The organism is Stenotrophomonas sp. 86156_Sma (genome assembly GCF_056481625.1).
In genome coordinates this window covers 2437446-2457577 of sequence record NZ_CM151157.1, presented here as the reverse complement: position 1 = coordinate 2457577, position 20132 = coordinate 2437446, and the positions used below count along the sequence as shown (strand labels likewise).

General features: G+C 66.3%; 21 protein-coding genes. 14 read left to right on the top strand and 7 right to left on the bottom strand.

The annotated features are described in order from the left end of the window. The first annotated feature begins 12 nt into the window (after positions 1-12). Complete coding sequence (locus ACZK33_RS11520) at positions 13-390, top strand: hypothetical protein (protein ID WP_032127355.1); 378 nt, start codon at positions 13-15, stop codon at positions 388-390. A 48-nt stretch (positions 391-438) separates the two neighbouring features. Here ACZK33_RS11520 and ACZK33_RS11515 read toward each other — a convergent pair whose 3' ends face one another. Together ACZK33_RS11515 and clpA are read right to left on the bottom strand one after the other, a co-directional pair. Continuing rightward, the gene (locus ACZK33_RS11515) at positions 439-726 is read right to left on the bottom strand and encodes a HigA family addiction module antitoxin (protein WP_032127356.1); all 288 of its coding nucleotides are present in this window, start codon (positions 724-726) and stop codon (positions 439-441) included. A 292-nt stretch (positions 727-1018) separates the two neighbouring features. Continuing rightward, positions 1019-3304, bottom strand: a complete 2286-nt coding sequence (gene clpA / locus ACZK33_RS11510) for an ATP-dependent Clp protease ATP-binding subunit ClpA (protein ID WP_049421950.1) — start codon at positions 3302-3304, stop codon at positions 1019-1021. Positions 3305-3442: 138 nt separating this feature from the next. On the opposite strand from clpA, the gene ACZK33_RS11505 reads away from it, so the two are divergent. After that, positions 3443-4255 (top strand): APH(6) family putative aminoglycoside O-phosphotransferase, encoded by an 813-nt coding sequence (locus tag ACZK33_RS11505; RefSeq protein ID WP_423174090.1) that lies wholly within the window; start codon positions 3443-3445, stop codon positions 4253-4255. Between the two features lie 80 nt (positions 4256-4335). Here ACZK33_RS11505 and clpS read toward each other — a convergent pair whose 3' ends face one another. Further along, a complete protein-coding gene (gene clpS, locus ACZK33_RS11500) occupies positions 4336-4662 on the bottom strand; it encodes an ATP-dependent Clp protease adapter ClpS (protein WP_006444529.1) in 327 nt (108 codons plus the stop codon). A 112-nt stretch (positions 4663-4774) separates the two neighbouring features. Here clpS and ACZK33_RS11495 point away from each other — a divergent pair, with 112 nt between their 5' ends. The 10 genes from ACZK33_RS11495 (at position 4775) to ACZK33_RS11450 (ending at position 10826) form a co-directional block, all read left to right on the top strand. Next, entirely contained in the window at positions 4775-5248 is a 474-nt protein-coding gene (locus ACZK33_RS11495; protein ID WP_088025914.1) for a hypothetical protein, read from the top strand. Between the two features lies 1 nt (position 5249). Then, on the top strand, positions 5250-5711 hold the full coding sequence (locus ACZK33_RS11490) for an NUDIX hydrolase (protein ID WP_071227431.1): 462 nt from the start codon (positions 5250-5252) through the stop codon (positions 5709-5711). Beyond that, positions 5708-6850: a tRNA 2-thiouridine(34) synthase MnmA gene (gene mnmA / locus ACZK33_RS11485; protein WP_107431878.1), complete on the top strand. Its 1143-nt coding sequence runs from the start codon at positions 5708-5710 to the stop codon at positions 6848-6850. Before ACZK33_RS11490 ends, mnmA begins: the two co-directional genes overlap by 4 nt. Then, entirely contained in the window at positions 6847-7461 is a 615-nt protein-coding gene (hflD, locus tag ACZK33_RS11480) for a high frequency lysogenization protein HflD (RefSeq protein WP_032127363.1), read from the top strand. Before mnmA ends, hflD begins: the two co-directional genes overlap by 4 nt. Before the next feature lie 164 nt (positions 7462-7625). After that, positions 7626-8816, top strand: coding sequence for a methyl-accepting chemotaxis protein (locus ACZK33_RS11475; protein ID WP_049421939.1), 1191 nt, complete (start codon positions 7626-7628; stop codon positions 8814-8816). A 98-nt stretch (positions 8817-8914) separates the two neighbouring features. Further along, positions 8915-9130 carry a hypothetical protein gene (locus ACZK33_RS11470; RefSeq protein ID WP_049399379.1) on the top strand — a complete coding sequence of 72 codons (216 nt, stop codon included), beginning with the start codon at positions 8915-8917 and terminating at the stop codon, positions 9128-9130. Between the two features lie 97 nt (positions 9131-9227). After that, complete coding sequence (locus ACZK33_RS11465) at positions 9228-9575, top strand: hypothetical protein (protein WP_423174089.1); 348 nt, start codon at positions 9228-9230, stop codon at positions 9573-9575. A gap of 119 nt (positions 9576-9694) precedes the next feature. Continuing rightward, the gene (locus tag ACZK33_RS11460; protein WP_423174088.1) at positions 9695-9847 is read left to right on the top strand and encodes a hypothetical protein; all 153 of its coding nucleotides are present in this window, start codon (positions 9695-9697) and stop codon (positions 9845-9847) included. A 6-nt stretch (positions 9848-9853) separates the two neighbouring features. Then, entirely contained in the window at positions 9854-10159 is a 306-nt protein-coding gene (locus ACZK33_RS11455) for a hypothetical protein (protein WP_423174087.1), read from the top strand. A gap of 139 nt (positions 10160-10298) precedes the next feature. Further along, positions 10299-10826: a hypothetical protein gene (locus ACZK33_RS11450; protein ID WP_182267772.1), complete on the top strand. Its 528-nt coding sequence runs from the start codon at positions 10299-10301 to the stop codon at positions 10824-10826. A gap of 117 nt (positions 10827-10943) precedes the next feature. On the opposite strand, the gene ACZK33_RS11445 is transcribed toward ACZK33_RS11450, so the two are convergent. Further along, positions 10944-13703 (bottom strand): bifunctional diguanylate cyclase/phosphodiesterase, encoded by a 2760-nt coding sequence (locus ACZK33_RS11445; protein ID WP_423174086.1) that lies wholly within the window; start codon positions 13701-13703, stop codon positions 10944-10946. A 131-nt stretch (positions 13704-13834) separates the two neighbouring features. On the opposite strand from ACZK33_RS11445, the gene ACZK33_RS11440 reads away from it, so the two are divergent. Together ACZK33_RS11440 and ACZK33_RS11435 are read left to right on the top strand one after the other, a co-directional pair. Then, positions 13835-15937, top strand: a complete 2103-nt coding sequence (locus tag ACZK33_RS11440; RefSeq protein WP_423174085.1) for a sensor histidine kinase — start codon at positions 13835-13837, stop codon at positions 15935-15937. Positions 15938-15941: 4 nt separating this feature from the next. Next, positions 15942-17714 (top strand): EAL domain-containing protein, encoded by a 1773-nt coding sequence (locus ACZK33_RS11435; protein WP_032127372.1) that lies wholly within the window; start codon positions 15942-15944, stop codon positions 17712-17714. A 410-nt stretch (positions 17715-18124) separates the two neighbouring features. Here ACZK33_RS11435 and ACZK33_RS11430 read toward each other — a convergent pair whose 3' ends face one another. The 3 genes from ACZK33_RS11430 to flgM form a co-directional block, all read right to left on the bottom strand. After that, on the bottom strand, positions 18125-19345 hold the full coding sequence (locus tag ACZK33_RS11430; protein WP_019337422.1) for an ATP-binding protein: 1221 nt from the start codon (positions 19343-19345) through the stop codon (positions 18125-18127). Positions 19346-19436: 91 nt separating this feature from the next. Beyond that, complete coding sequence (locus ACZK33_RS11425; RefSeq protein ID WP_049399388.1) at positions 19437-19775, bottom strand: flagella protein; 339 nt, start codon at positions 19773-19775, stop codon at positions 19437-19439. After that, the gene (gene flgM / locus ACZK33_RS11420) at positions 19772-20077 is read right to left on the bottom strand and encodes a flagellar biosynthesis anti-sigma factor FlgM (RefSeq protein ID WP_049421929.1); all 306 of its coding nucleotides are present in this window, start codon (positions 20075-20077) and stop codon (positions 19772-19774) included. Before flgM ends, ACZK33_RS11425 begins: the two co-directional genes overlap by 4 nt. Between the last annotated feature and the right edge of the window lie 55 nt (positions 20078-20132).

Sequence of the window (20132 nt, the reverse complement as noted above, 5' to 3'; positions counted from 1 at the left end):
CCCTGCCCCGCCATGAACCTGTCTTCCCTTCTCATCCCCCTGGCTTTGTCTGCCGTCACCCTGCTGGCGTCGTCCGCCCATGCCGCCGACACCGCGCCGGCACAGTGCGTATCACTGACCGGCGAACAGCAGATCGTTCGCGCCGGCGCCGACAAGAACATCCTGCTTCGCTCCGGCGAAGACCACTATGTTGTGCATTTCCGCAACAGCTGCCCTTCTGCCGTACTGGCCACCCGCCTCGGCTTCAAGACCGACGGCAAAGAAGCTGACGAGCTGTGCAGCGAGGGCCGAAGCGCACTGGACACAGGTCGCGGCAGCTGCGAGGTTGCACGCATCGAGCCGATCGATGCCGAGCGATTCAAGCGTGAGGCGCGCCGCCGCAGCCGCTGACCCCAGACAGGACAAGGGCGGCCGAAGCCGTCCTTGTCGCGATATACGTCAACGCGTCGCGGCAACCAGCGACAACACTCTCGGTTGCGCGCGCTGCCGTGCCAACCAGAGATCGTAGCTGGATTGCAGCCCCATCCAGAAAACCGCAGTACTCACCCCCGCCATCTCAAGGCGGATGGCCAGGTCAGGACTGATGCCCGCCTTGCCGTTCAGAACCCGCGAAAGGGCTACCCGCGACATTGCCAGGCGCTCGGCCGCTTCGGTCACAGACAGATCCATTGGATCAAAGACCATTGCCTTGATCGCCTGCCCGGGATGCGGATGGTGATGAATCATGCGCGGCCTCAGTGATAGTCCAGGTAATCCAGCAGCTCCACGTCGCTGCCGGCGAAACGGAAGGTAAGTAGAGCCGCTCGAGGCCCCTGTGGCGAAAACCGATGATCATCACTGTATCCTGTATCGTTTCGCGATACAAACAGGGCAACACCCTATCGCGACCAGAAGACAGCATTGGCACCTCCGTTCCGTTCAAGCAAGGCCGCGGACGACAGTCCCACTGGAAATGACAAGGGCGGCCGAAGCCGCCCTTGTCATTTCCAGTCTTTCACGCCAAACCTATGGCATCAGCTCATTCCACCGTGACCGGCAGCAGCCGCTCCGGCTCGGCCTGGGTCTCGACCACCAGCTCGTCATCGCGGACATCGATGCTGACCTTGCCACCGTTGACCAGCTTGCCGAACAGCAGCTCGTCGGCCAGCGGACGCTTGATCTTGTCCTGGATCACGCGGGCCATCGGGCGGGCACCCATCAGCGGGTCGAAACCATGGTGGGCCAGCCAGTCGCGCGCGGTCGGGGTGGCCGACAGGCTGACGTGCTTGTCCTGCAGCAGCATCTCCAGCTCGATCAGGAACTTGTCGACCACGCGCAGGATGTGCTCGAAGCCCAGCGCCTGGAACTGCACCACCGCGTCGAGGCGGTTGCGGAATTCCGGGGTGAAGCTGCGGCGGATGGTCTCCATCGCGTCGGTGGCATGGTCCTGCTTGGTGAAGCCGATCGAACGCCGCGAGGCCTGCGCCGCACCGGCATTGGTGGTCATCACCAGCACGACGTTCTTGAAGTTGGCTTCACGACCGTTGGTATCGGTCAGCACACCGCGGTCCATCACCTGCAACAGGATGTTGAAGATGTCCGGATGCGCCTTTTCGATCTCATCCAGCAGCAGCACGCAGTGCGGCGTCTTGACGATCTTCTCGGTCAACAGGCCGCCCTGGTCAAAGCCGACGTAGCCCGGAGGCGCACCGATCAGGCGGCTGATCGAATGCGGCTCCATGTACTCGGACATGTCGAAGCGGACCAGTTCGATGCCCAGCTGCAGCGCCAGCTGCTTGGTCACCTCGGTCTTGCCGACACCGGTCGGACCGGCGAACAGGAAGTTGCCGATCGGCTTTTCCGGGTTGCCCAGGCCCGAACGGGCCAGCTTGATCGCCGAGGACAGCGTCTCGATGGCCGGGTCCTGGCCGAAGATCACCATCTTCAGGTTGCGCTCCAGGTGCTGCAGCACATCCTTGTCGGTGGCGCTGACCTGCTTGGTCGGGATACGCGCCATCTTGGCGACGATCGCCTCCACTTCCTCGACGTCGATCAGTTCCTTGCGCTGGCCTTCCGGCAGCAGGCGCTGGCGGGCGCCCGCCTCGTCGATCACGTCGATGGCCTTGTCCGGCAGCAGGCGGTCGCCGATGTGCTTCACCGACAGGTCCACCGCAGCCTGCAGCGCCTCGTCGGAATAGGTCACACCGTGGTGCAGCTCGTACTTGGACTTCAGGCCCTGCAGGATCTCGTAGGTCTCGCCGACGGTCGGCTCGACGATGTCGATCTTCTGGAAGCGGCGGGCCAGCGCCCGGTCCTTCTCGAAGATGCCACGGTACTCCTGGAAGGTGGTCGAGCCGATGCAGCGCAGCTCTCCGGACGCCAGCGCCGGCTTGATCAGGTTGGAGGCATCCATGGTGCCGCCCGACGCCGAGCCAGCACCGATGATGGTGTGGATCTCATCGATGAACAGCACCGCATTGGGCACCTTCTTCAGCGCGGTCAGCACGCTCTTCAGGCGCTTCTCGAAGTCGCCGCGGTACTTGGTGCCGGCCACCAGCGCGCCCAGGTCGAGCGAATAGATCACAGCATCGGCCAGAACGTCGGGCACCGAGCCCTCGACGATGCGGCGGGCCAGGCCCTCGGCGATGGCGGTCTTGCCTACGCCCGCCTCACCCACGTACAGCGGGTTGTTCTTGCGGCGGCGGCACAGGACCTGGATGGTGCGCTCGATCTCGTCGGCTCGACCAACCAACGGGTCGATGCGACCGGCCCGGGCCTGTTCGTTGAGGTTGCTGGCGAACTCGGTCAGGGCATCACCCTTCGGCTCGCCCTCCCCGCCTTCGATGCGGCCTTCGCCCTCGGAGGAGGACGACGGCTGCTCGCCTTCCTCGCCCAGCTTGGCGATGCCGTGGGACAGGTAATTGACCACATCCAGCCGGGTGACATCCTGCTGGTTGAGGTAGTAGACGGCGTGCGAGTCCTTCTCGCCGAAGATGGCGACCAGCACATTGGCGCCGGTGACCTCCTTCTTGCCCGAGGACTGCACGTGGTAAACGGCCCGCTGCAACACGCGCTGGAAGCCCAGGGTCGGCTGGGTATCGCGGCCGTCATCTTCGGCCAGGCGGGACACGGAGGCCTCGATGGCCTGCTCCAACTCCTGGCGCAGGCGTTCGGCGTCGGCGCCACAGGCCTTCAGTACGGCCTGGGCGGACGGGTTGTCGAGCAGTGCCAACAGCAGGTGTTCGACCGTCATGAACTCATGCCGGGCCTCACGGGCGCGCTTGTAGCACTGGCCAATGGTGTGTTCGAGGTCTTTGCTGAACATGGATTACTCCGGCGGCAGATGGGGACAATATGCGGCCTGACTACGCGATTTCCATCACCCTAGCGGATTGCTGCGTTCAGATGGCGTTAGCAGTGCGAATCGCTTGATCTTCATTCACCCCAGGACAGCCCACCCGGCATGAGCGAACCCTACCTGAGCCGCTGGCGATTGCGGCGTGATGGCGCAGCCATCGAAACGCCCCATGCCCAGCTCTGGCCGGTGCTGACCGCCGCCGGCGAACCGGCGATGCTGAAGGTCAGCAGCGAAACCGAAGAGCAGAACAGCCATCGCCTGCTGCGCTGGTGGGACGGTGACGGCGCCGCCCGCCTGCTGGCCCACGAGGGGCCGGCGATCCTGATCGAACGTGCCGGCGGCGACTCGCTGCGGCAACGTTCGATCGAAGGCGACGATGACACCTGCACCACGGTCCTGTGCCAGGTCCTGCAACGGCTGCACCGGCCACGGAGCGCACCGCCAGCGGAACTGGTCTGCCTGCGAACATGGTTCGCCGACCTGCTGCAGCCAAGGGCTGCGCTGCCGCCACTACTGGAACAGTGCAGATCACTGGCGGAGGGACTGCTGCAGCAGGAACAGGAGATCCGGCCGCTGCACGGCGACCTGCACCACGACAACGTGCTGGATTTCGGCGCGCGCGGCTGGTTGGCGATCGACCCGAAGCGGCTGCTGGGCGACCGCGCGTTCGATTACACGACGATGTTCAGCAATCCGGACCTGTGCGGCCCCGGCATCCATGTGGCCACCCGACCCGAGCGGTTTGCCACCCGGCTGGAACAGGTCGGCGCGCTGGCGGGCCTGGAACGCACGCGCCTGCTACGCTGGATCGCAGCCAGCGCGGGGCTGTCAGCGGTGTGGTTCCGGGATGATGGCGACCCCGCCGAAGTCGACGAGGCGGTGGCGAGAATGGCGCTGGCGGCGTTGGCGGAGGGCTGATCCCGCGCTCTGGTAGATGCCCACCTTGGTGGGCACACCGGGTCCGGAGTCGATGTGCCCGGACGAAAACCGGCAGCCGGTCAGGCCTTTTCCATCGTGCACAGCAGCGGGTGCTGGTTCATCCGCGAGTACTCGTTGACCTGGGCGACCTTGGTCTCGGCCACTTCGCGGGTGAACACCCCGCACACGCCGCGGCCACGGGTATGGACGTGCAGCATCACCTGCGTGGCCTTGTCCAGGTCCATGCTGAAGAACTGCTGCAGCACGTCCACCACGAAATCCATCGGGGTGTAGTCGTCGTTGAGCAGCATCACCTGGTAGAACGGCGGCGGCGCCACTTCCGGGCGCGCGGGCTCCACGGCAACGCCGTGCTCGTGATGGGAATCGGGGGAAGACTCATGGGGCATCTGCCCATTATAGAGGCACGGGCCAGCCTGCGTCGGCCTGCCGCAGATTGGACGGCACGCACGCCCACCGTCACAATTGCATCCTCTCTCAACACTGTTTCACAGGATCTTCATGAAAAGGACCCTTCTCCCCGCCCTGCTGATCGCCCTGGCCGCCGCCGGCTCCGCCGCCGCCGAAACCCAGGCCGACAAGGCCGTGGCCCGCCACCTGGACAAGCTGGGCTATACCTACGAGGTCGACGAGGACGGCGACTACCGCATGGTGTTCGACGTCGAGGGTGACCGCACCCAGATGGTCTACGTGCGCTCGTCGGTGGAAGATTTCGGCACCCACAACATCCGCGAGATCTGGTCGCCGGCCTACAGCGCCAAGACCAAGCAGTTCCCGGTGGCCGTAGCCAACCGCCTGCTGGAAGATTCGCAGGACGCCAAGATGGGCGGCTGGGTGAAGCAGGACACCACCGCCATGTTCGTGGTCAAGATCGACGCCGATGCCACGGCCGACCAGCTCAGCGACGCCATCGATGCGGCCATCCGCACCGCCGACGCCATGGAGCTGGAACTGACCAAGAAGGACGAGTTCTGAGTTGAACACCACGCCGGACCCGCGCTGGGCACCGCACGCCACTGTCGCCACCGTGGTGGTCGACGGTGGCCGCGTGCTGCTGGTCGAGGAGACCATCGACGGCCGCCAGGTGCTGAACCAGCCGGCCGGCCACCTCGAGCCGGGCGAAAGCCTGGCCGAGGCAGCCCTGCGCGAGACCCGCGAGGAAACCGGCTGGACGGTGCAGCTGACCCACTTCATCGGCTGCTACCAGTGGACGGCCGGCGACGGCACCACCTTCCTGCGCTTCTGCTATGCGGCGCGTCCGGTCTCGCACGACCCGGCGCAGCCGCTGGACACCGGCATCGATCGCGCGCTGTGGCTGACCCCGGCCGAGCTGCAGGCCGCCACGGAGCGCCTGCGCAGCCCGCTGGTCTGGCAGGTGGTAGCTGATTTCCTGGGTGGCCAGCGCCATCCGCTTTCGCTGGTCCGGGAGGTCGCATGAGCACTCCGCGCGTGATGGTGGGCGTCTCCGGTGGCGTCGACTCCTCGGTCGCCGCCTGGCGGCTGGTGCAGCAGGGCGAGGCCGTAGCCGGTCTGTTCATGCAGAACTGGGCCGACGACGGCAGCGGCGACTGCCGCGCCGAGGACGACCGCCGCGATGCGGTGGCCGTCTGCGGCCTGCTCGGTATCCCGTTCCACTTCCGTGATTTCTCCAGCGAGTACTGGCAGGGGGTGTTCGAGCACTTCCTGGCCGAGTACGCGGCCGGCCGCACCCCGAACCCGGACGTGCTGTGCAACCGCGAAGTGAAGTTCAAGCACTTCCTGGATGCCGCCCGCGAGTTGGGCGCCGAACGCATTGCCACCGGCCACTACGCGCGCGTGGCCCAGCGCGGCCACCAGTGGCTGCTGCTGCGTGGTGCCGACCGCTCCAAGGACCAGAGCTACTTCCTGCACCAGCTGGGCCAGGCGCAGCTGGCGGCCACCCTGTTCCCGATCGGCGACCTGGAAAAGACCGACCTGCGCCGGATCGCGCGTGACGTCAGCCTGCCGACCCACGCCAAGAAGGACTCCACCGGCATCTGCTTCATCGGTGAGCGCGACTTCCGCGAGTTCCTCGGCCGCTACCTGCCGGCCAAGCCCGGGCAGATCCTGGACCCGGCCGACGGCAGTGTGATCGCCGAGCACCCAGGCGTCTTCTATTTCACCCTGGGCCAGCGCGAGGGCCTGAACATCGGCGGCGTGCGCGGCCGCCCGGCCGCGCCGTGGTACGTGGTCGGCAAGGATGTGGCCAGCAACGTGCTGTACGTGGACCAGGACCGCGACAGCAAGTGGATGCTGTCCGACCGGCTGCGCTCGGAAACCGCGCACTGGATCGCCGGCGCGCCGCCGGCGCGGCGCTTCGAGTGCACCGCCCAGACCCGCTATCGCCAGCCCGACGAGCCGTGTACGGTCGAGGTGCTGGACGATGGCAGCGTGCTGGTCACCTTCGCGCGCCCGCAGCGCGCCGTTACCCCAGGTCAATCACTGGTGCTGTATGACGGTGATGTGTGCCTGGGTGGCGCGGTGATCGCCGCCACCGATGCGCCGCTGGAGCAGCGCCTGCGCACCACCCCTTCCCCTTTTGAGGTAATCGCTGCATGAGTTTCACTGTCGACGACCGCGTCCTGGCCCTGGCCGGCATTGCCCAGGCCCTGCAGCAGGTACGCCGCATCGCCGATACCGGCCATTCCGACGCCGCCGCCGTGCGCACCGCCGTGGACAGCGTGTTCCGCGTCGACGCGTCTTCGCCGCAGGAGGTGTTCGGTGACCGCCATGCATTGAAGGCTGGGCTGCGCCTGCTGCACAACTACTTCCGCAGCCAGGGCCAGGACCCGATCCTGCCCAAGCTGGCCCTGTCAGTGCTGCAGCTGGAGCGCCGCTTCGTGCAGGACGGCGCCACCGTGAACAAGGTCGCCTCGGGCATCGAACGCGCCCAGCGCCAGGCCGTCGAGCTGGGCGACAGTGGGCACCCGGACGTGCTGGCCAACCTGGGTGGCCTGTACGCCGACACCATCAGCCACCTGAAGCCGCGGGTGATGGTGCAGGGCAACCCGCATTACCTGGGCCAGGCCGGTGTGGTCGCCGAGATCCGCGCCCTGCTGCTGGCCGCGGTGCGCTCGGCGGTGCTGTGGCGGCAGCTGGGCGGCAGCTACTGGGACTTCCTGTTCAGCCGCAAGGCGATGATCGAGGCCGTGGACCGCCAGCTGGCCTGAGCCCCATGGGGTCGGATCCTTTTCCGGCAAGGAAAGGGCTCTGACCCCGAAGCCGCCGAGGCGTCGGAAAACCGGCGCATTCAGAATGCACTTCGAGGCATTTCGACGTTAAAGAGAAAGGGGGTACGGCCGATACATCCTCCGTGCACCTCCCGAGAACGTCCATGTACTCACGCATTTTCATCCGTCTGGCCGCCCCCCTGGCTCTGACCCTGCTGCTCCCCTTCGCCATCGGTTTCGAATGGCCGGCCGCCCTGCGCTGGGCGATCCTGACCACGATGACGCTGAGCTGGCTCGGCTTTGCGTGGTGGACCACCCGCGCCCAGGCGCACCGTTCCCCGGAACACGCCCGTGTCCTGCGTGAGCAGGACCAGCTGCTGACCGAACTGCGCAACTTCGTCGGCAACGAGATCGACGGTTCGCGTGGCGAAGTGGAACGCGCCCGTGACCTGATCCGCCAGGCGGTGTCCAGCCTGGGCGGCAGCTTCGACGCCATGAACCGCAAGTCGCGCCAGCAGAGCCAGGCCCTGTCGCGCATCGTCGATCGTGCCGGTGATGAAGGCAATGCCGGCCTCGACGTTGCCCGTTTCGCCCAGCACGCCAGCCATCGCATGGAGCAGCTGGTGGAAGCACTGGAACAGGTGAGCGGCCAGAGCAGCACCACCGTGCAGCACATCGACCAGATGGCGCAGCACCTGGATGGCATCTTCGCGCTGCTGGAAGACGTCAAGTCGATCGCTGACCAGACCAACCTGCTGGCCCTGAACGCTGCAATCGAAGCGGCACGTGCCGGTGAAGCCGGTCGTGGCTTCGCGGTGGTCGCCGACGAAGTGCGCAACCTGTCCGAGCGCTCGACCACCTTCAACGAGCAGATCCGCAAGCTGGCGCACAGCTCCAAGGACGCCATCGCCAAGGTGCGCGAGACGGTCTCGCACATGGCCTCGCGTGACATGGACCGCTCCCGCGAAGCCCGCCAGGAAGCAGCAGCGATGCTCGACAACGTCGCGCAGATCAATGCCTCGCTGGGCGACGGCATGCGCGAAGTCTCCGAGTGCGCCCGTTCGATCGATGGCAGCGTGGCCGAGGCCGTGCGCGCCCTGCAGTTCGAAGACATCGCCACTCAGGCCCTGGGCGGCGTGCACACCCACCTGGACCGCCTGACCGCGATCAACCGCGAGGCGGTGGCCCTGCAGGAACTGCTGCACCGCAATGGCGGGGTGTTCGACGAAGAGATCGCCACCGCCCTGCAGCGCACCGGCAACCGCCTGCGCGAACTGCGCAGCGAATGGGAACGCCCGCCGCACAAGCCGGTCGCCCAGCAGAGCATGGGCGCTGGCACCGTCGAGCTGTTCTGATCCTGATGTCCGCTGCCGCCGCCGGCAGCCCGCAAGGCCCCGGTTCTTCCGGGGCCTTTGCCTGTGACCCGCCGTTGGATGCATCCTGTACACGCACCATGACCCTGATCCGCGCCCTGCCCTCCCTCGCCGACACCGAGCGCCCGCGCAACGCGAGCGTGCGTGAGCAGCTGCAGCAGCTGGAAGAGGTGGCCCGCGAGGAGATCCGCGAACTGCAGCAGCTGGCCGATGCGCGCCCTGCCCTGTCCCGCACGGACGACGCGCTGCTGGGTCTGGCGTGGGACCTGGGGTTGGATGGGGAAGCCTTGAGGTAGATCCACGCCATGCGTGGATGGTCTTCACCACCACCCGCTCCAAACCCATGGCATGATCCGCCCATGCCACCTACGGCTGGACACGGAGTGTCGTCGCATGAGCACCACGTTCATGACCTGGCTGGGATTTGCTGTGATGGTGTTCATCGCGGTCACCTTCACCTGGCGCCCCGCCTACGCCACTTTGCGGCCACCCCGGCATCGACCTGTCGCATTCCTGTTCGGCAGCCTGCTCTTCATGCTGATGGCCTTTCTATGTGCCTGGGCGCCGGCAACTGCCATCAACACCGGGCATGTTCATCTGAGCCATCACCGCTCCGGCACCATTGATGCATGGCGGGACATCGAGCCGATGACCTTCTGGCTGATCATCGTCGCGGAGTACGCGTCCGGGCTGTTGATCGCCAGCTATTCCATTGCGGGCATCGCATTGATGAAACGGTAGATCCACGCCATGCGTGGGTGCATGCGATCGCCCTTCCACACTCCATCCCTTCGGACTTGTTGCATGGCCTGGATAACAGGCACGGGACACACTCGCCGCTCCCCCTCCCTGGCAGCCGCATGACATTCAATCCGGAAGAAGCGCGAGAAACCTTCGAACAGTTTCTGATCATCATGGACGATCAGATTGAATGGCTGATCGAACAAGCACAGCTCCGCGGCGTCGACCTTGACGGCAGCCTGGAGAGCCTTGATCGCCTGGAGACGCTGTAAACGACGATGGCTGCAACGCAGTCGGAGGACGAACAGGATGGCCTGAGGATTGTGTTTGCACGATATCTGGGCGATGTAGTGTGGGAGCATCACGGCGGGAACTGGACTCTGCCACTCGATGACCCCAAGGACATAAACTTCAACATGCCGGTTATCGTGGGGCACTCGTCCTGCCCGTGGCTGGAATTCAATCCCATCCATACGATGCATTGCTATGCCCTACGCCCAAAGGCTGGAATGCTCCGAAGCATCGTCGCGCACAGTGTTGATCCACAGATTCTGGATCTCAGCGATCTGGTGGAAGACGATTGAATCCAGGAGACTGCTCGATTCACTGGACCGCCCCGCGAGGACGGTAGCTGGTTTCGGGCAACATCCACGCATGGCGTGGATCTACTGGGGTGGCGAAATCGCTATGGCATGATGCGCAGGTCCTGTTCATGGAAGACCGATGGCCATCGCCCTGATCGCATTGCTGCTGATCGAAGTCCTGCTGCTTGTGCTGTGGGCGCCGTTCTTCTTCCGCACCGGCATCGTCCTGTTCAATCAGCGCATCGCCGCTACGCCGGCAGAGCTGGCGCAGCTTTCGCTGGCCGGGTTGGAGCATGATCTGCCGGCCGATACCTGGCTTCGCCTGGTGTTCCGCGCACTGCCGGACGGCAGTGTCGCCTTTCGCGAGAGCTTCGCGCCGAGCTTTGGCGGTCGCTACTTTCCGCTGATGCGCGGGCGGGTGATGATCGACGCGCAACGCAGGGAGGTGCGGGTGGTCGGGCGGTGCAGCTGGTTCGCGCTGGGCCTGACACTGATGCTGGTGCCCATCATCCTGGTCCGCCCGGCTGCGTCGCCGATGCTGGTGGCCCTGCTGCTGTTCTACATGGGCTATTTCATCCAGCGCCGACGCTATGCACACGTGGTCGAAGCAGTGCGCGCACGAATTCGCTCCGAATTTCCGCAGCGAATGGTTGCCGCATCGCAGTAGATCCACGCCATGCGTGGATGATCGCGAGCACCGGCATTCGTGTCGACCAAGGTCGACACCTACCAGAGCGGTGCGTCGGCGTGCGGCGATCCCGCCGGGCAAGGCCCGGCGCCAACTTCAGCGTGCCAGCACGACCTCGCTGGCAGCGTCTGTGCGCCCAGGCGCTGGATGCTGCTGCCGCAGCCACTGCGCCAGGTCGCGCGGGCTGAGCGGGCGCGAATACAGGTAGCCCTGGATCTCGTCGCAGCCCTGGCGCCGCAGCATGTCTTCTTCCTGGTGCGTTTCCACGCCCTCGGCCACCACCTTCATGCCCAGCGCGTGACCCAGGTGCACGATGGCCTGGGTTACTTCGGCCGTGCCCGAGTCATGCAGCATGCCCTGCACGAAACTGCGGTCGATCTTCAGGCGCCCCACCGGGAAACGGTTGAGGTAGTTCAGATTGGAGAAGCCGGTACCGAAATCATCCACCGCCAGCGGCACGCCATGCCGTTCCAGCACGTCGAAGCAATGGCGCAGGATGTCGGTGTCACGGATCAGCGCCGACTCGGTCAGCTCCAGCTCCAACCGCTGCGGCGGCCAGCCGTGGGCATGGCAGATCTCGATCACCCGCTCGGCAAAGCCACGGTCACGCAACTGCACCGCCGACACATTGACCGCGATGCGGTCGAAACACAGCCCGGCCCGGTCCCAGGCGATGGCCTGGCGGCAGGCTTCGTTCAGCACCCAGTCGCCGATGCGCACGATCTCGCCGCACTTCTCGGCAATCGGTATGAACTCGGCCGGGCTGCAGTAGCCGATGCCGGGCCGGTGCCAGCGCAGCAGTGCCTCGATCGCCGGTGGCTCGCCCTGGTGCGCATGCAGCAGCGGCTGGTAGGCCAGGCTGAACTCTTCGCGTTCGATCGCCCCGTGCAGGGCATGCTCCAACTCGAGCTTGCGCTGGATGCGGGCCAATGCGTCCTGGCTGTAGTACTGGTAGGTGTTGCGCCCCGCTTCCTTGGCCGCGTACATCGCGGCGTCGGCGGCACGCAGCAGTGAATCGAAATCGGTCTGCGCATCGCCCAGCATCGCGATGCCGACGCTGGCACCGACCTTCAACGTGGTCTCGCCACGGCGCAATGGCTCGGCCAGCGAAGCGATCAGCTTCCGTGCCACGTGGCCGGCGTCTTCCGGCTCGGCCAGGTCGCGCAGCACGACGATGAACTCGTCGCCACTGAAGCGGCCGAACAGGTCGTTGTTGCGAAGGTTCTGGTGCAGGCGGGTGGCGGCGGCCTTCAGCAGCGCATCACCGGTGGCATGACCGAAGCTGTCGTTGATGGTCTTGAAGCCGTCCAGGTCGATGAACAACATCGCCAGCGAGGTGCCGCGGTCGCGCGCTTCCTCGATGGCTTCGGCGGTCTGCTCGCCGAGCAGCACACGATTGGGCAGACCGGTGAGCAGATCGTAGTGCGCCAGCAGCTCGATGCGCTCGTTGGCCTCGCGCTCGCGGGTGATGTCACGGAACAGGACCACGAACCGAGGCGGCAGGCCGTCACGGCGATCCAGCTCGATCAGTACCTGCACCCACACGCGCAGGCCAGACTGGCGGTAGAAGCACAGGTCCAGCTGTTCGGGCAGCCCGCCGCCGGCAATCCGGACCAGTGCAGCCTCGAAGGCATTGCGCGAATCTTCGGTGTACAGCGCCAGCGCCTGATCGAGGGTGATCGGCTCCTTGCGCAGCCCATGGATGCGGTAGCACTCCTCGGTCCACTGCATGTGCCGGGTCTGCACTTCGATCTCGCAGCCGCCGATGCGGCCCAGCGCGGAAACACGGTTGAGCAGTTCTGTACGCCAGCGGATCAGTGCATCGGTCTGGTGCTGCTCGGTGATGTTCTGCACCTGGCCGAGCAGGCGCTTGGGCTGGCCATCCATGTCCAGCAGCGGCTGCATCCATAGCCGCAGATGCTGCGACGGTTCGTTGCCGCGGGTCAGCTCCAGCTCGAGGTTGGCGGCCCGGCCGTCGCGCCACAAGCGCCGCCATGCTGCGCGTAGCGCACCACGCGAGCGCGGATGCAGCTGCTTCAGCCAGCGCCGCTGGCCGGGTACGGCCCCCTGCTCCAACGCCAGCAGCGAACGCAGCTCCGGCGACCACCAGAAATGACCACTGTTGGGGTCGAACGACCAGCTGCCCATGCTGGCGATGCGCTGGGCCTCGCTCAGGTGCAGCTGCTGCTCCTGCAGCAGCGATTCGAGCTGCTTCTGCTGCTCGATATCCGTATGCGTGCCGACCATGCGCAGCGGCTGGCCATCAGCGGTGCGCGCGATCACGCGGCCGCGGTCCAGCACCCAACGCCACTGGCCATCGGCCTGGCGGAAACGGAACTGTGCGCTGTACTGTTCGCTCAAGCCACGCAGATGCTCATCCAGTGCAGCCCGCACCTGTGCGATGTCCTCGCTGTGCACGCGGGCCAGAATCTCGGTAGCGGTTTCATCGCCCAGTGCCGGGGTGCGCACCACACGGTCGCTGGGAATGTCCCAGTCCCAGAGGCTGTGGCCAGCACTGTCCAGCGCCAGCTCCCAGCGCCCACCGCCGCCGAGCGGCACCGGCTCGGGAATGCTCAGCGTGAAGGCCAGCAGGTTGCCGGCGCCATCATGCACGGCGCGCAGGTGGCCGTCGTAGTGCCCGTGCGGGCCACCCGGCAGCGTGCAGGCCACGATGCCGCCATCGGCGGCCATCAGGCGCAGATCTTCCAGCATCGGCGCATACGCAGCCACGGTCGCCGGCAGGCCATGCTCGCGCGCAGCCGGATTGGCCGCCAGCGGGCGGCCCGTGCGGTCGACGATGACCAGCGCCGACGCAAGCGGGTGCTGCAGCAGGCTGGCGATGATCCCTTGGTCCACGCGATCTTGCTCCGGATGACACGCCCGTCAGCGGGGCACGCAGTGGTTAACGGCGCCTGCGGCGGATAATTGAGTGGTCTGGGCGCACCTGCGCGGTAAGATGGCCGGCGCCCCTTTCTTCCGCCCTGTCCATGCCCGCAGAACCGACCGGCAACGCCCCAGTTCCCGACCCGCGGATGGCGCAGGCGCTGAGCCGCGACCGGCGACGGGTGGTGCTGAGCTACCTGGCGATGGCGCTGGCCTGGATGATCTCCACCGACAGTGCAGTGCAGGCACTGGTGCCCGACCCGCAGCAGGCGGCCTTGTGGCAGGGCCTGAAGGGCTCGTTCTTCGCCCTTGCCAGCGCCGGCCTGCTGTATCTACTGCTGCGCCCGCTGGCCGAGCATGTGCTGCACACCCATGCACGCCAGCAGGCCTCCGAGCTGCGCCTGCGGCAGATGTTCGAAGGCAACCCCGGCCCGATCCTGGTCTACGACCTGGACACACTGGCGATCCTCGATGCCAATCCGGCGGCCTGTACGGCCTTCGGCTGGGACCGTGACGAACTGCTGGAGCAGACCATCGATTCGCTGTGGCCGCCAGGCCAGGACCAGGCACTGCAGACCAAGCTGGAGGCGATCCGCGAGGCACCGGAGGAACTGTGCATCCTGCGTACCCAGCTGCAGCTGCGCGACGGCTCCCTGCGTCAGATGGAACTTCGCTCCAACGCCATCAGCTATGACGGCCACAACGCCCGCCTGCTGATTGCCATCGACCGCACCGCCGAAGACCTGGCCCAGCTGCGCCGTGACCAGGCGCTGGCGCGGGTCGAAGAAGCCCACGAGCTGGCACGCATCGGCGCCTGGGAGCTGGACCCCTCCACGGGACTTGGCCGCTATTCGAACCAGGTCTATCGCCTGCTCGGTCGCCGCCCGCCCGAGGCGCGGCGCTGGCATCGCTTCGACGAACTGCTGGTGCCGGCCGACCCGGCCACCGCCACCCAGACCGAACAGCTGCTGGCCGAGCTCTGCTCCGGCGATCCCGTGCAGGTGGACGTGCTGTTGCCGTTGCTGTCGATGGATGGGCGCGCCTTGATGGTGCATCTGCGTGCGGCCAGCGGCATCGACGAGGCCGGCCGCAACCGCGTGCTGGGCACCCTGCAGGACGTGACCGAGCGCGAGCAGTCGCGACGCCTGCTGCGCGAGCGCGAGGAACAGTTCCGCGAGCTGGTACGGGTACTGCCCGACGGCGTGGTCATCCTCTCCGACGAACACGTGCTGTACGCCAACGCCTGGGCCGCCAGCCTGTTCGGCTATGGCAGCCACACCCTGCTGGGCGAACCCCTGTCAGCACTGGTGGACAGCGCCGATCTGGCCCGCGTACGCAGCCAATTGCGTGCAGGCCAGCCACACCTGGGGCCCGGTCACAGCAGCGTGGTGGCGATGCAGCGTGCGGATGGCCGCAGCTTCCATGCCGGCCTGGCGGTGGGCGAAGTGCGCTATGGCGGACGCGACTGCAAGCTGCTGATCGTGCGCGACCTGAGCGATTCCGAACGCACCCGCAGTGCACTGGAAACCAGCAACCGTGAACTGCAGGCGATGGCCGGCCGCCTGTTCTCGCTGCAGGAGGATGAGCGCCGCGCGATCTCGCGCGACCTGCACGACGATATCGGCCAGGCGATCACCGCGATCAAATTGTCTGCGTATGCCGCTCAGGACGAGGACGATCCACAGCGCCGCGGCGAGGACCTGGCACAGATCGTCAGCCTGGCCGATACCACGGTGGCCAAGCTGCGCGACATCTCTACCCTGCTGCGCCCGCCACAGTTGGACGCGCTGGGCCTGGAAGCAGCCCTGAGCTGGCAGGCACGGGTGCTGTTCCGATCGTCGCCCGTGGAACTGCTGGCCGAGATCGAGCGGCTGCCGCATCGTCCCGACAACAGCATCGAACAGGCCTGCTTCCGCATCGCCCAGGAAAGCCTGACCAACGTACTGCGCCACGCCCGCGCCAGCCAGGTACAGCTGCAGCTGCGCGATGTCGGCCAGCGCGGCCTGCACCTGCAGATCCGTGATGATGGCGAGGGCTTCGACCCGGACGGTCCGCGCGGGCTGGGCCTGATCGTGATGCGTGAGCGTGCGCAGAGCGTCGGTGGCCATGTGCGGATCGAATCCGCACACGGCGAAGGCACCCTGATCGACGTACACCTCCCCTACCAGGCGGCCAGCATGGCCGCCGTTGAGTCACTGGACTACTGAGCCTATGTGGAATCCCAACCAGCCCCCGGTCAGCATCGATGATGCGCCTGATCGCCTTGGCGCCGGCAACCCCGAGCTGCAGGCGATGGTCGCCGAGGCGGCCTCGGGCGGCACCGCACTGATGTTGATGCACGTGGACATCGACCACTTCGCCTCGGTCAACGAAAACATGAGCGCCGAGGTGGGTGACCAGGCCCTGGTGCTGGTGGCGCAGCGGTTGCAGTCCTACCTGCGTGGTCGCGGCAAGCTGTGGCGCCACGGCAGCGATGAGTTCCTGATCGCAGTGCCACGCACCGCCGACGTGCCATTGCCGGAGGACTTCGCAGAGGAGATCCGGCAGCAGATGGAGCTGCCGCTGTCGGTGCTGCCGTACACCTTGTTCATGACCGGCAAGCTGGGCGTCAGCCTGTGCCCGGACCATGCCAGCAGCACCTCGCGCCTGCTCGATCATGCCGAGGATGCGCTGTACCAGGCGGCCCGCGAAGGCGGCAACGCGGTGCGCATCCACGCCGTGGATACGCCACCGAGCGCGCACAGCGAAAGCATCATCGCCCGCCAGATCGTGGACGCCATTCCCAACGGCGAACTGAAACTGCGTTACCAGCCGCTGGTCAGCGCCCGCGATGGCCACGTGGTCGGCATGGAAGCGCTGCTGCGCTGGCAGTCGCCGACGCTGGGCATGCTGGTGCCGGAGCGCTTCATGCGCACCGCCGAGCGGCTGGGCATCATCGTGCAGATCGGCACCTGGGTGCTGGAAGGCGCGCTGAAGCAGGCACGCCTGTGGCGCGACCAGGGCTTCGACGACTTCACCATCGCGGTGAATGTCTCCACCCTGCAGCTGCTGCGGCCCAACTTCTTCGCTGAAGTCATGGGCCTGATCCAGGCCGCGGGCGTGCCGGCACAGATGCTGACGCTGGAGATCAACGAAAGCGCGCTCACCAACAACGTCAACTTCGTGCACGAGACGCTGGCCAATCTGCGCAACGAAGGCATCAGCCTGAGCCTGGACAATTTCGGCACCGGCGATTCCAGCCTGAGTGCACTGGTCCGCTACCCGGTGGACAAGCTCAAGATCGACCGCAGCTTCATCAAGAGCGCACCGGCCGGCAACCGTGAGGCGGCCATCGCCCGCGCGATCATCGCCATGGGCCACCAGCTGGGCATGACCGTGATCGCCAACGGTGTGGAATCGCAGGCCCAGCTGGGCTTCCTGCGCCGCAACGACTGCGATGTGTTCCAGGGCTACCTGTTCGGCGAACCGATGTCGGCCGATGCCGCCGGCATGACCCTGCGCCGCCGCTACCTGCGTCCGGAAGCCTTTGCCGAGACCCGTCCCGACCGCACGCTGCTATTGCTGGACGACGAAGAGAACGTACTGCGCTCACTGGTGCGTCTGTTCCGTCGCGACGGCTACCGCATCCTGGCCGCCGGCAACGTGCGCGATGCATTCGACCTGCTGGCAATCAATGACGTGCAGGTGATCCTGTCCGACCAGCGCATGAGCGACATGAGCGGCACCGAGTTCCTGGGCCGGGTGAAGATGCTGTACCCGGACACGATCCGCCTGGTGCTGTCCGGTTACACCGATCTGAACACCGTGACCGACGCGATCAACCGCGGTGCGATCTATCGCTTCCTGACCAAGCCGTGGAACGACGACGAGCTGCGCAAGCACATCCACCAGGCGTTCCGCACCTACGAGGAGCAGCGCCGCAGCAACGCCGGTCCGGCGCCGGTGGAAAGCGGAGATGGCGGTGAGGATCGCCCATTGCGGTAACGATCCCCTCTGGTAGAGCCGGCCGCTGACCGGCTGCTCTGGATGTCGGGTTCAATGAGGTTGCCGGCCAGCGGCCGGCACTACCCGAAGCGCGGACCCGGTCGGGGACAAGCCCTGGTAGAGCCGGCCGCTGGCCGGCTGCTCTCGATGCCCAGTTCAATGAGGTTGCCGGCCAGCGGCCGGCACTACCCGAAGCGCGAACCCAGGTCGGGGACAAGCCCTGTAAGAGCCGGCCGCTGGCCGGCTGCTCTGGACGTCGGGTTCAATGAGGTTGCCGGCCAGCGGCCGGCACTACCCGAAGCGCGAACCCAGGTCGGGGACAAGCCCTGGTAGAGCCGGCCGCTGGCCGGCTGCTCTGGATGTCGGGTTCAATGAGGTTGCCGGCCAGCGGCCGGCACTACCCTGAGCAGTCAGCGCGGCTGCTTCACCGGCAGCACCACGCGGAAGCGCGAGCCCACGCCCGGGGTGCTGTCCAGGTCGATGCGGCCGTGGTGCTTGTTGATGATGCTGTAGGAGATCGACAGGCCCAGGCCGGTGCCGCTGCCGACCGGCTTGGTGGTGAAGAACGGATCGAAGATGCGCTGGCGCAGTTCCGGCGAGATGCCGCCGCCGGTGTCTTCAAACTCGACCCATACATGATCGCCATCGACGCCGGTACGCACCGTGATCGTGCCGCGCTCGGCGATGGCGTGGCCGGCGTTGAGCAGCAGGTTCATGTAGACCTGGTTCAATTCCGACGGCAGGCACTCCACCAGCGGCAACTGGCCGAACTCCCGCACCAGGGTGACCTTGTACTTCAGCTCGTTCCAGATGATGTTGATGGTCGATTCCAGGCCCGCGTGCAGGTCGACCAGCTTCCACGACTCGTCGCGGCCGGAATACGAGAAGTCCTTCAGATCACGCACGATGCGCGTCACCCGCTCGATGCCTTCGCGCGACTCGGCCATCAGCTGCGGCAGGTCGCGGCTGATGAAATCGATGTCCAGGCGGTCACGGATATCGTCGATTTCCGGAATCAGCGCCTTCGGGTCCGGCGCCCGCAATGCGCGCTCGTAGGCTTCGATCACGGTGAACAGGCTGCGCAGGTACTCCTGCAGGCTGCCCAGGTTGGAGTGCACGTAGCCGATCGGGTTGTTGATCTCGTGCGCGACGCCTGCGGCGAGCTGGCCGATCGAGGCCATTTTCTCCGACTGCAGCAGTTTTTCCTGGGTACCGTTGAGGCGCAGGTAGGCCTGCCGCAGCTCTGCATGGCGCTGCTGCAGTTCGCGTTCGTAGTCTTCCTGGCCTTCGATATGGCGGAACAATGCCAGGAAGTGGCCCTGGCCCACCGGGCCGTGGTGATACAGATGGGCGATGACCACGCCCTCGCCCAGCGGCAGGCTGCCGTTCCAGTGACCATGCTGGCGCGCCTGCTCCAATGCATCAGGCGGCAGCAGTTCACGCAGGCGCTGCGGCGGTGGCAGGCCGCCGCCCTCACCGCTGGCCAGCAGGTTCTGCGCGGCCGGGTTGGCCAGGGCCACCTGCCCGTCTTCGGTGAACAGCAGCAGCCCTTCGCGCAGGCGCTCAAGCAGCGCCTGCAGCACCGGCTGCGGCGGAAGGGGGGCGGTAACCAGGGCATTGGCAGCGGACACGGCGACTCGGGGCATTCGAACAGGCGCCCAATATACGCGGTCGTGCGGCGGGCTTCAGCCCGCGGGGGTGGGATGTGCGACCGCCGTCGCGTCAGGCGATGGCGAGTGGGCGCCGCGCAGTGACCGTATGCGACTGGCCCTTGGCATCATAGGAGGAGGAGGCCTCGGTACGCCCGAGCTGGCGCAGCGCCCAATCGACCTCGCGGCGCCGGCGCGACAGCAGCACGCCATTGGCTCGGTTGCGTTCGGCCAGTTCCTGGAGGTGATCCCCCTCACCAAGCGGCGGCGTGCCTTCCAGTGCACGCAGCGCCTCCAGCTTGGCACCGGTCGCCCGGATCAGCGCGTGTACGTCATGATCGACCAGCGCCTGACGTTCAACGTCAAGCGCCTGGGCCAGCCGCTGCAGTTGTTCGCTCATCGGCGCGGTCATCCGTGCAGCTGCTGATCCAGCTCAAGCATGCGCGATGCGATCGCGTCCGGATTGATCTTGTAGGTGCCGTTCTGCAGCGACTCGCGCACTGCGGCCACACGCTGGGCGTCGATTGCCGGGGCGGTGGTCAGCTCACGCTCGATGGCCTGCAGATTGGTGGCCTCGCCGGTCAGGCGCAGGCTGTCGGCCGCTTCGACCGGGCGCGTCGCCGCATCGGTGCTGACGCCGGGCTTGTTGGCCGGGGTCGTCACGCTGCGCAGTGCCTGGGGGACCTGCAGGTTGCCGTCGATTTTCTGGCTCATGGGGTGTCCTGGAGTTGCCGTTCACAAGGGATAACGGCCGCAGGGCCGTGATCTT

Excerpts from the sequence above, each read along its gene's own strand:
- ACZK33_RS11520 (WP_032127355.1), top strand. The coding sequence starts at position 13 with ATGAACCTGTCTTCCCTTCTCATCCCCCTGGCTTTGTCTGCCGTCACC.
- ACZK33_RS11515 (WP_032127356.1), bottom strand. The coding sequence starts at position 726 with ATGATTCATCACCATCCGCATCCCGGGCAGGCGATCAAGGCAATGGTC.
- clpA (WP_049421950.1), bottom strand. The coding sequence starts at position 3,304 with ATGTTCAGCAAAGACCTCGAACACACCATTGGCCAGTGCTACAAGCGC.
- ACZK33_RS11505 (WP_423174090.1), top strand. The coding sequence starts at position 3,443 with ATGAGCGAACCCTACCTGAGCCGCTGGCGATTGCGGCGTGATGGCGCA.
- clpS (WP_006444529.1), bottom strand. The coding sequence starts at position 4,662 with ATGCCCCATGAGTCTTCCCCCGATTCCCATCACGAGCACGGCGTTGCC.
- ACZK33_RS11495 (WP_088025914.1), top strand. The coding sequence starts at position 4,775 with ATGAAAAGGACCCTTCTCCCCGCCCTGCTGATCGCCCTGGCCGCCGCC.
- mnmA (WP_107431878.1), top strand. The coding sequence starts at position 5,708 with ATGAGCACTCCGCGCGTGATGGTGGGCGTCTCCGGTGGCGTCGACTCC.
- hflD (WP_032127363.1), top strand. The coding sequence starts at position 6,847 with ATGAGTTTCACTGTCGACGACCGCGTCCTGGCCCTGGCCGGCATTGCC.
- ACZK33_RS11475 (WP_049421939.1), top strand. The coding sequence starts at position 7,626 with ATGTACTCACGCATTTTCATCCGTCTGGCCGCCCCCCTGGCTCTGACC.
- ACZK33_RS11470 (WP_049399379.1), top strand. The coding sequence starts at position 8,915 with ATGACCCTGATCCGCGCCCTGCCCTCCCTCGCCGACACCGAGCGCCCG.
- ACZK33_RS11465 (WP_423174089.1), top strand. The coding sequence starts at position 9,228 with ATGAGCACCACGTTCATGACCTGGCTGGGATTTGCTGTGATGGTGTTC.
- ACZK33_RS11460 (WP_423174088.1), top strand. The coding sequence starts at position 9,695 with ATGACATTCAATCCGGAAGAAGCGCGAGAAACCTTCGAACAGTTTCTG.
- ACZK33_RS11455 (WP_423174087.1), top strand. The coding sequence starts at position 9,854 with ATGGCTGCAACGCAGTCGGAGGACGAACAGGATGGCCTGAGGATTGTG.
- ACZK33_RS11450 (WP_182267772.1), top strand. The coding sequence starts at position 10,299 with ATGGCCATCGCCCTGATCGCATTGCTGCTGATCGAAGTCCTGCTGCTT.
- ACZK33_RS11440 (WP_423174085.1), top strand. The coding sequence starts at position 13,835 with ATGCCCGCAGAACCGACCGGCAACGCCCCAGTTCCCGACCCGCGGATG.
- ACZK33_RS11435 (WP_032127372.1), top strand. The coding sequence starts at position 15,942 with ATGTGGAATCCCAACCAGCCCCCGGTCAGCATCGATGATGCGCCTGAT.
- ACZK33_RS11425 (WP_049399388.1), bottom strand. The coding sequence starts at position 19,775 with ATGACCGCGCCGATGAGCGAACAACTGCAGCGGCTGGCCCAGGCGCTT.
- flgM (WP_049421929.1), bottom strand. The coding sequence starts at position 20,077 with ATGAGCCAGAAAATCGACGGCAACCTGCAGGTCCCCCAGGCACTGCGC.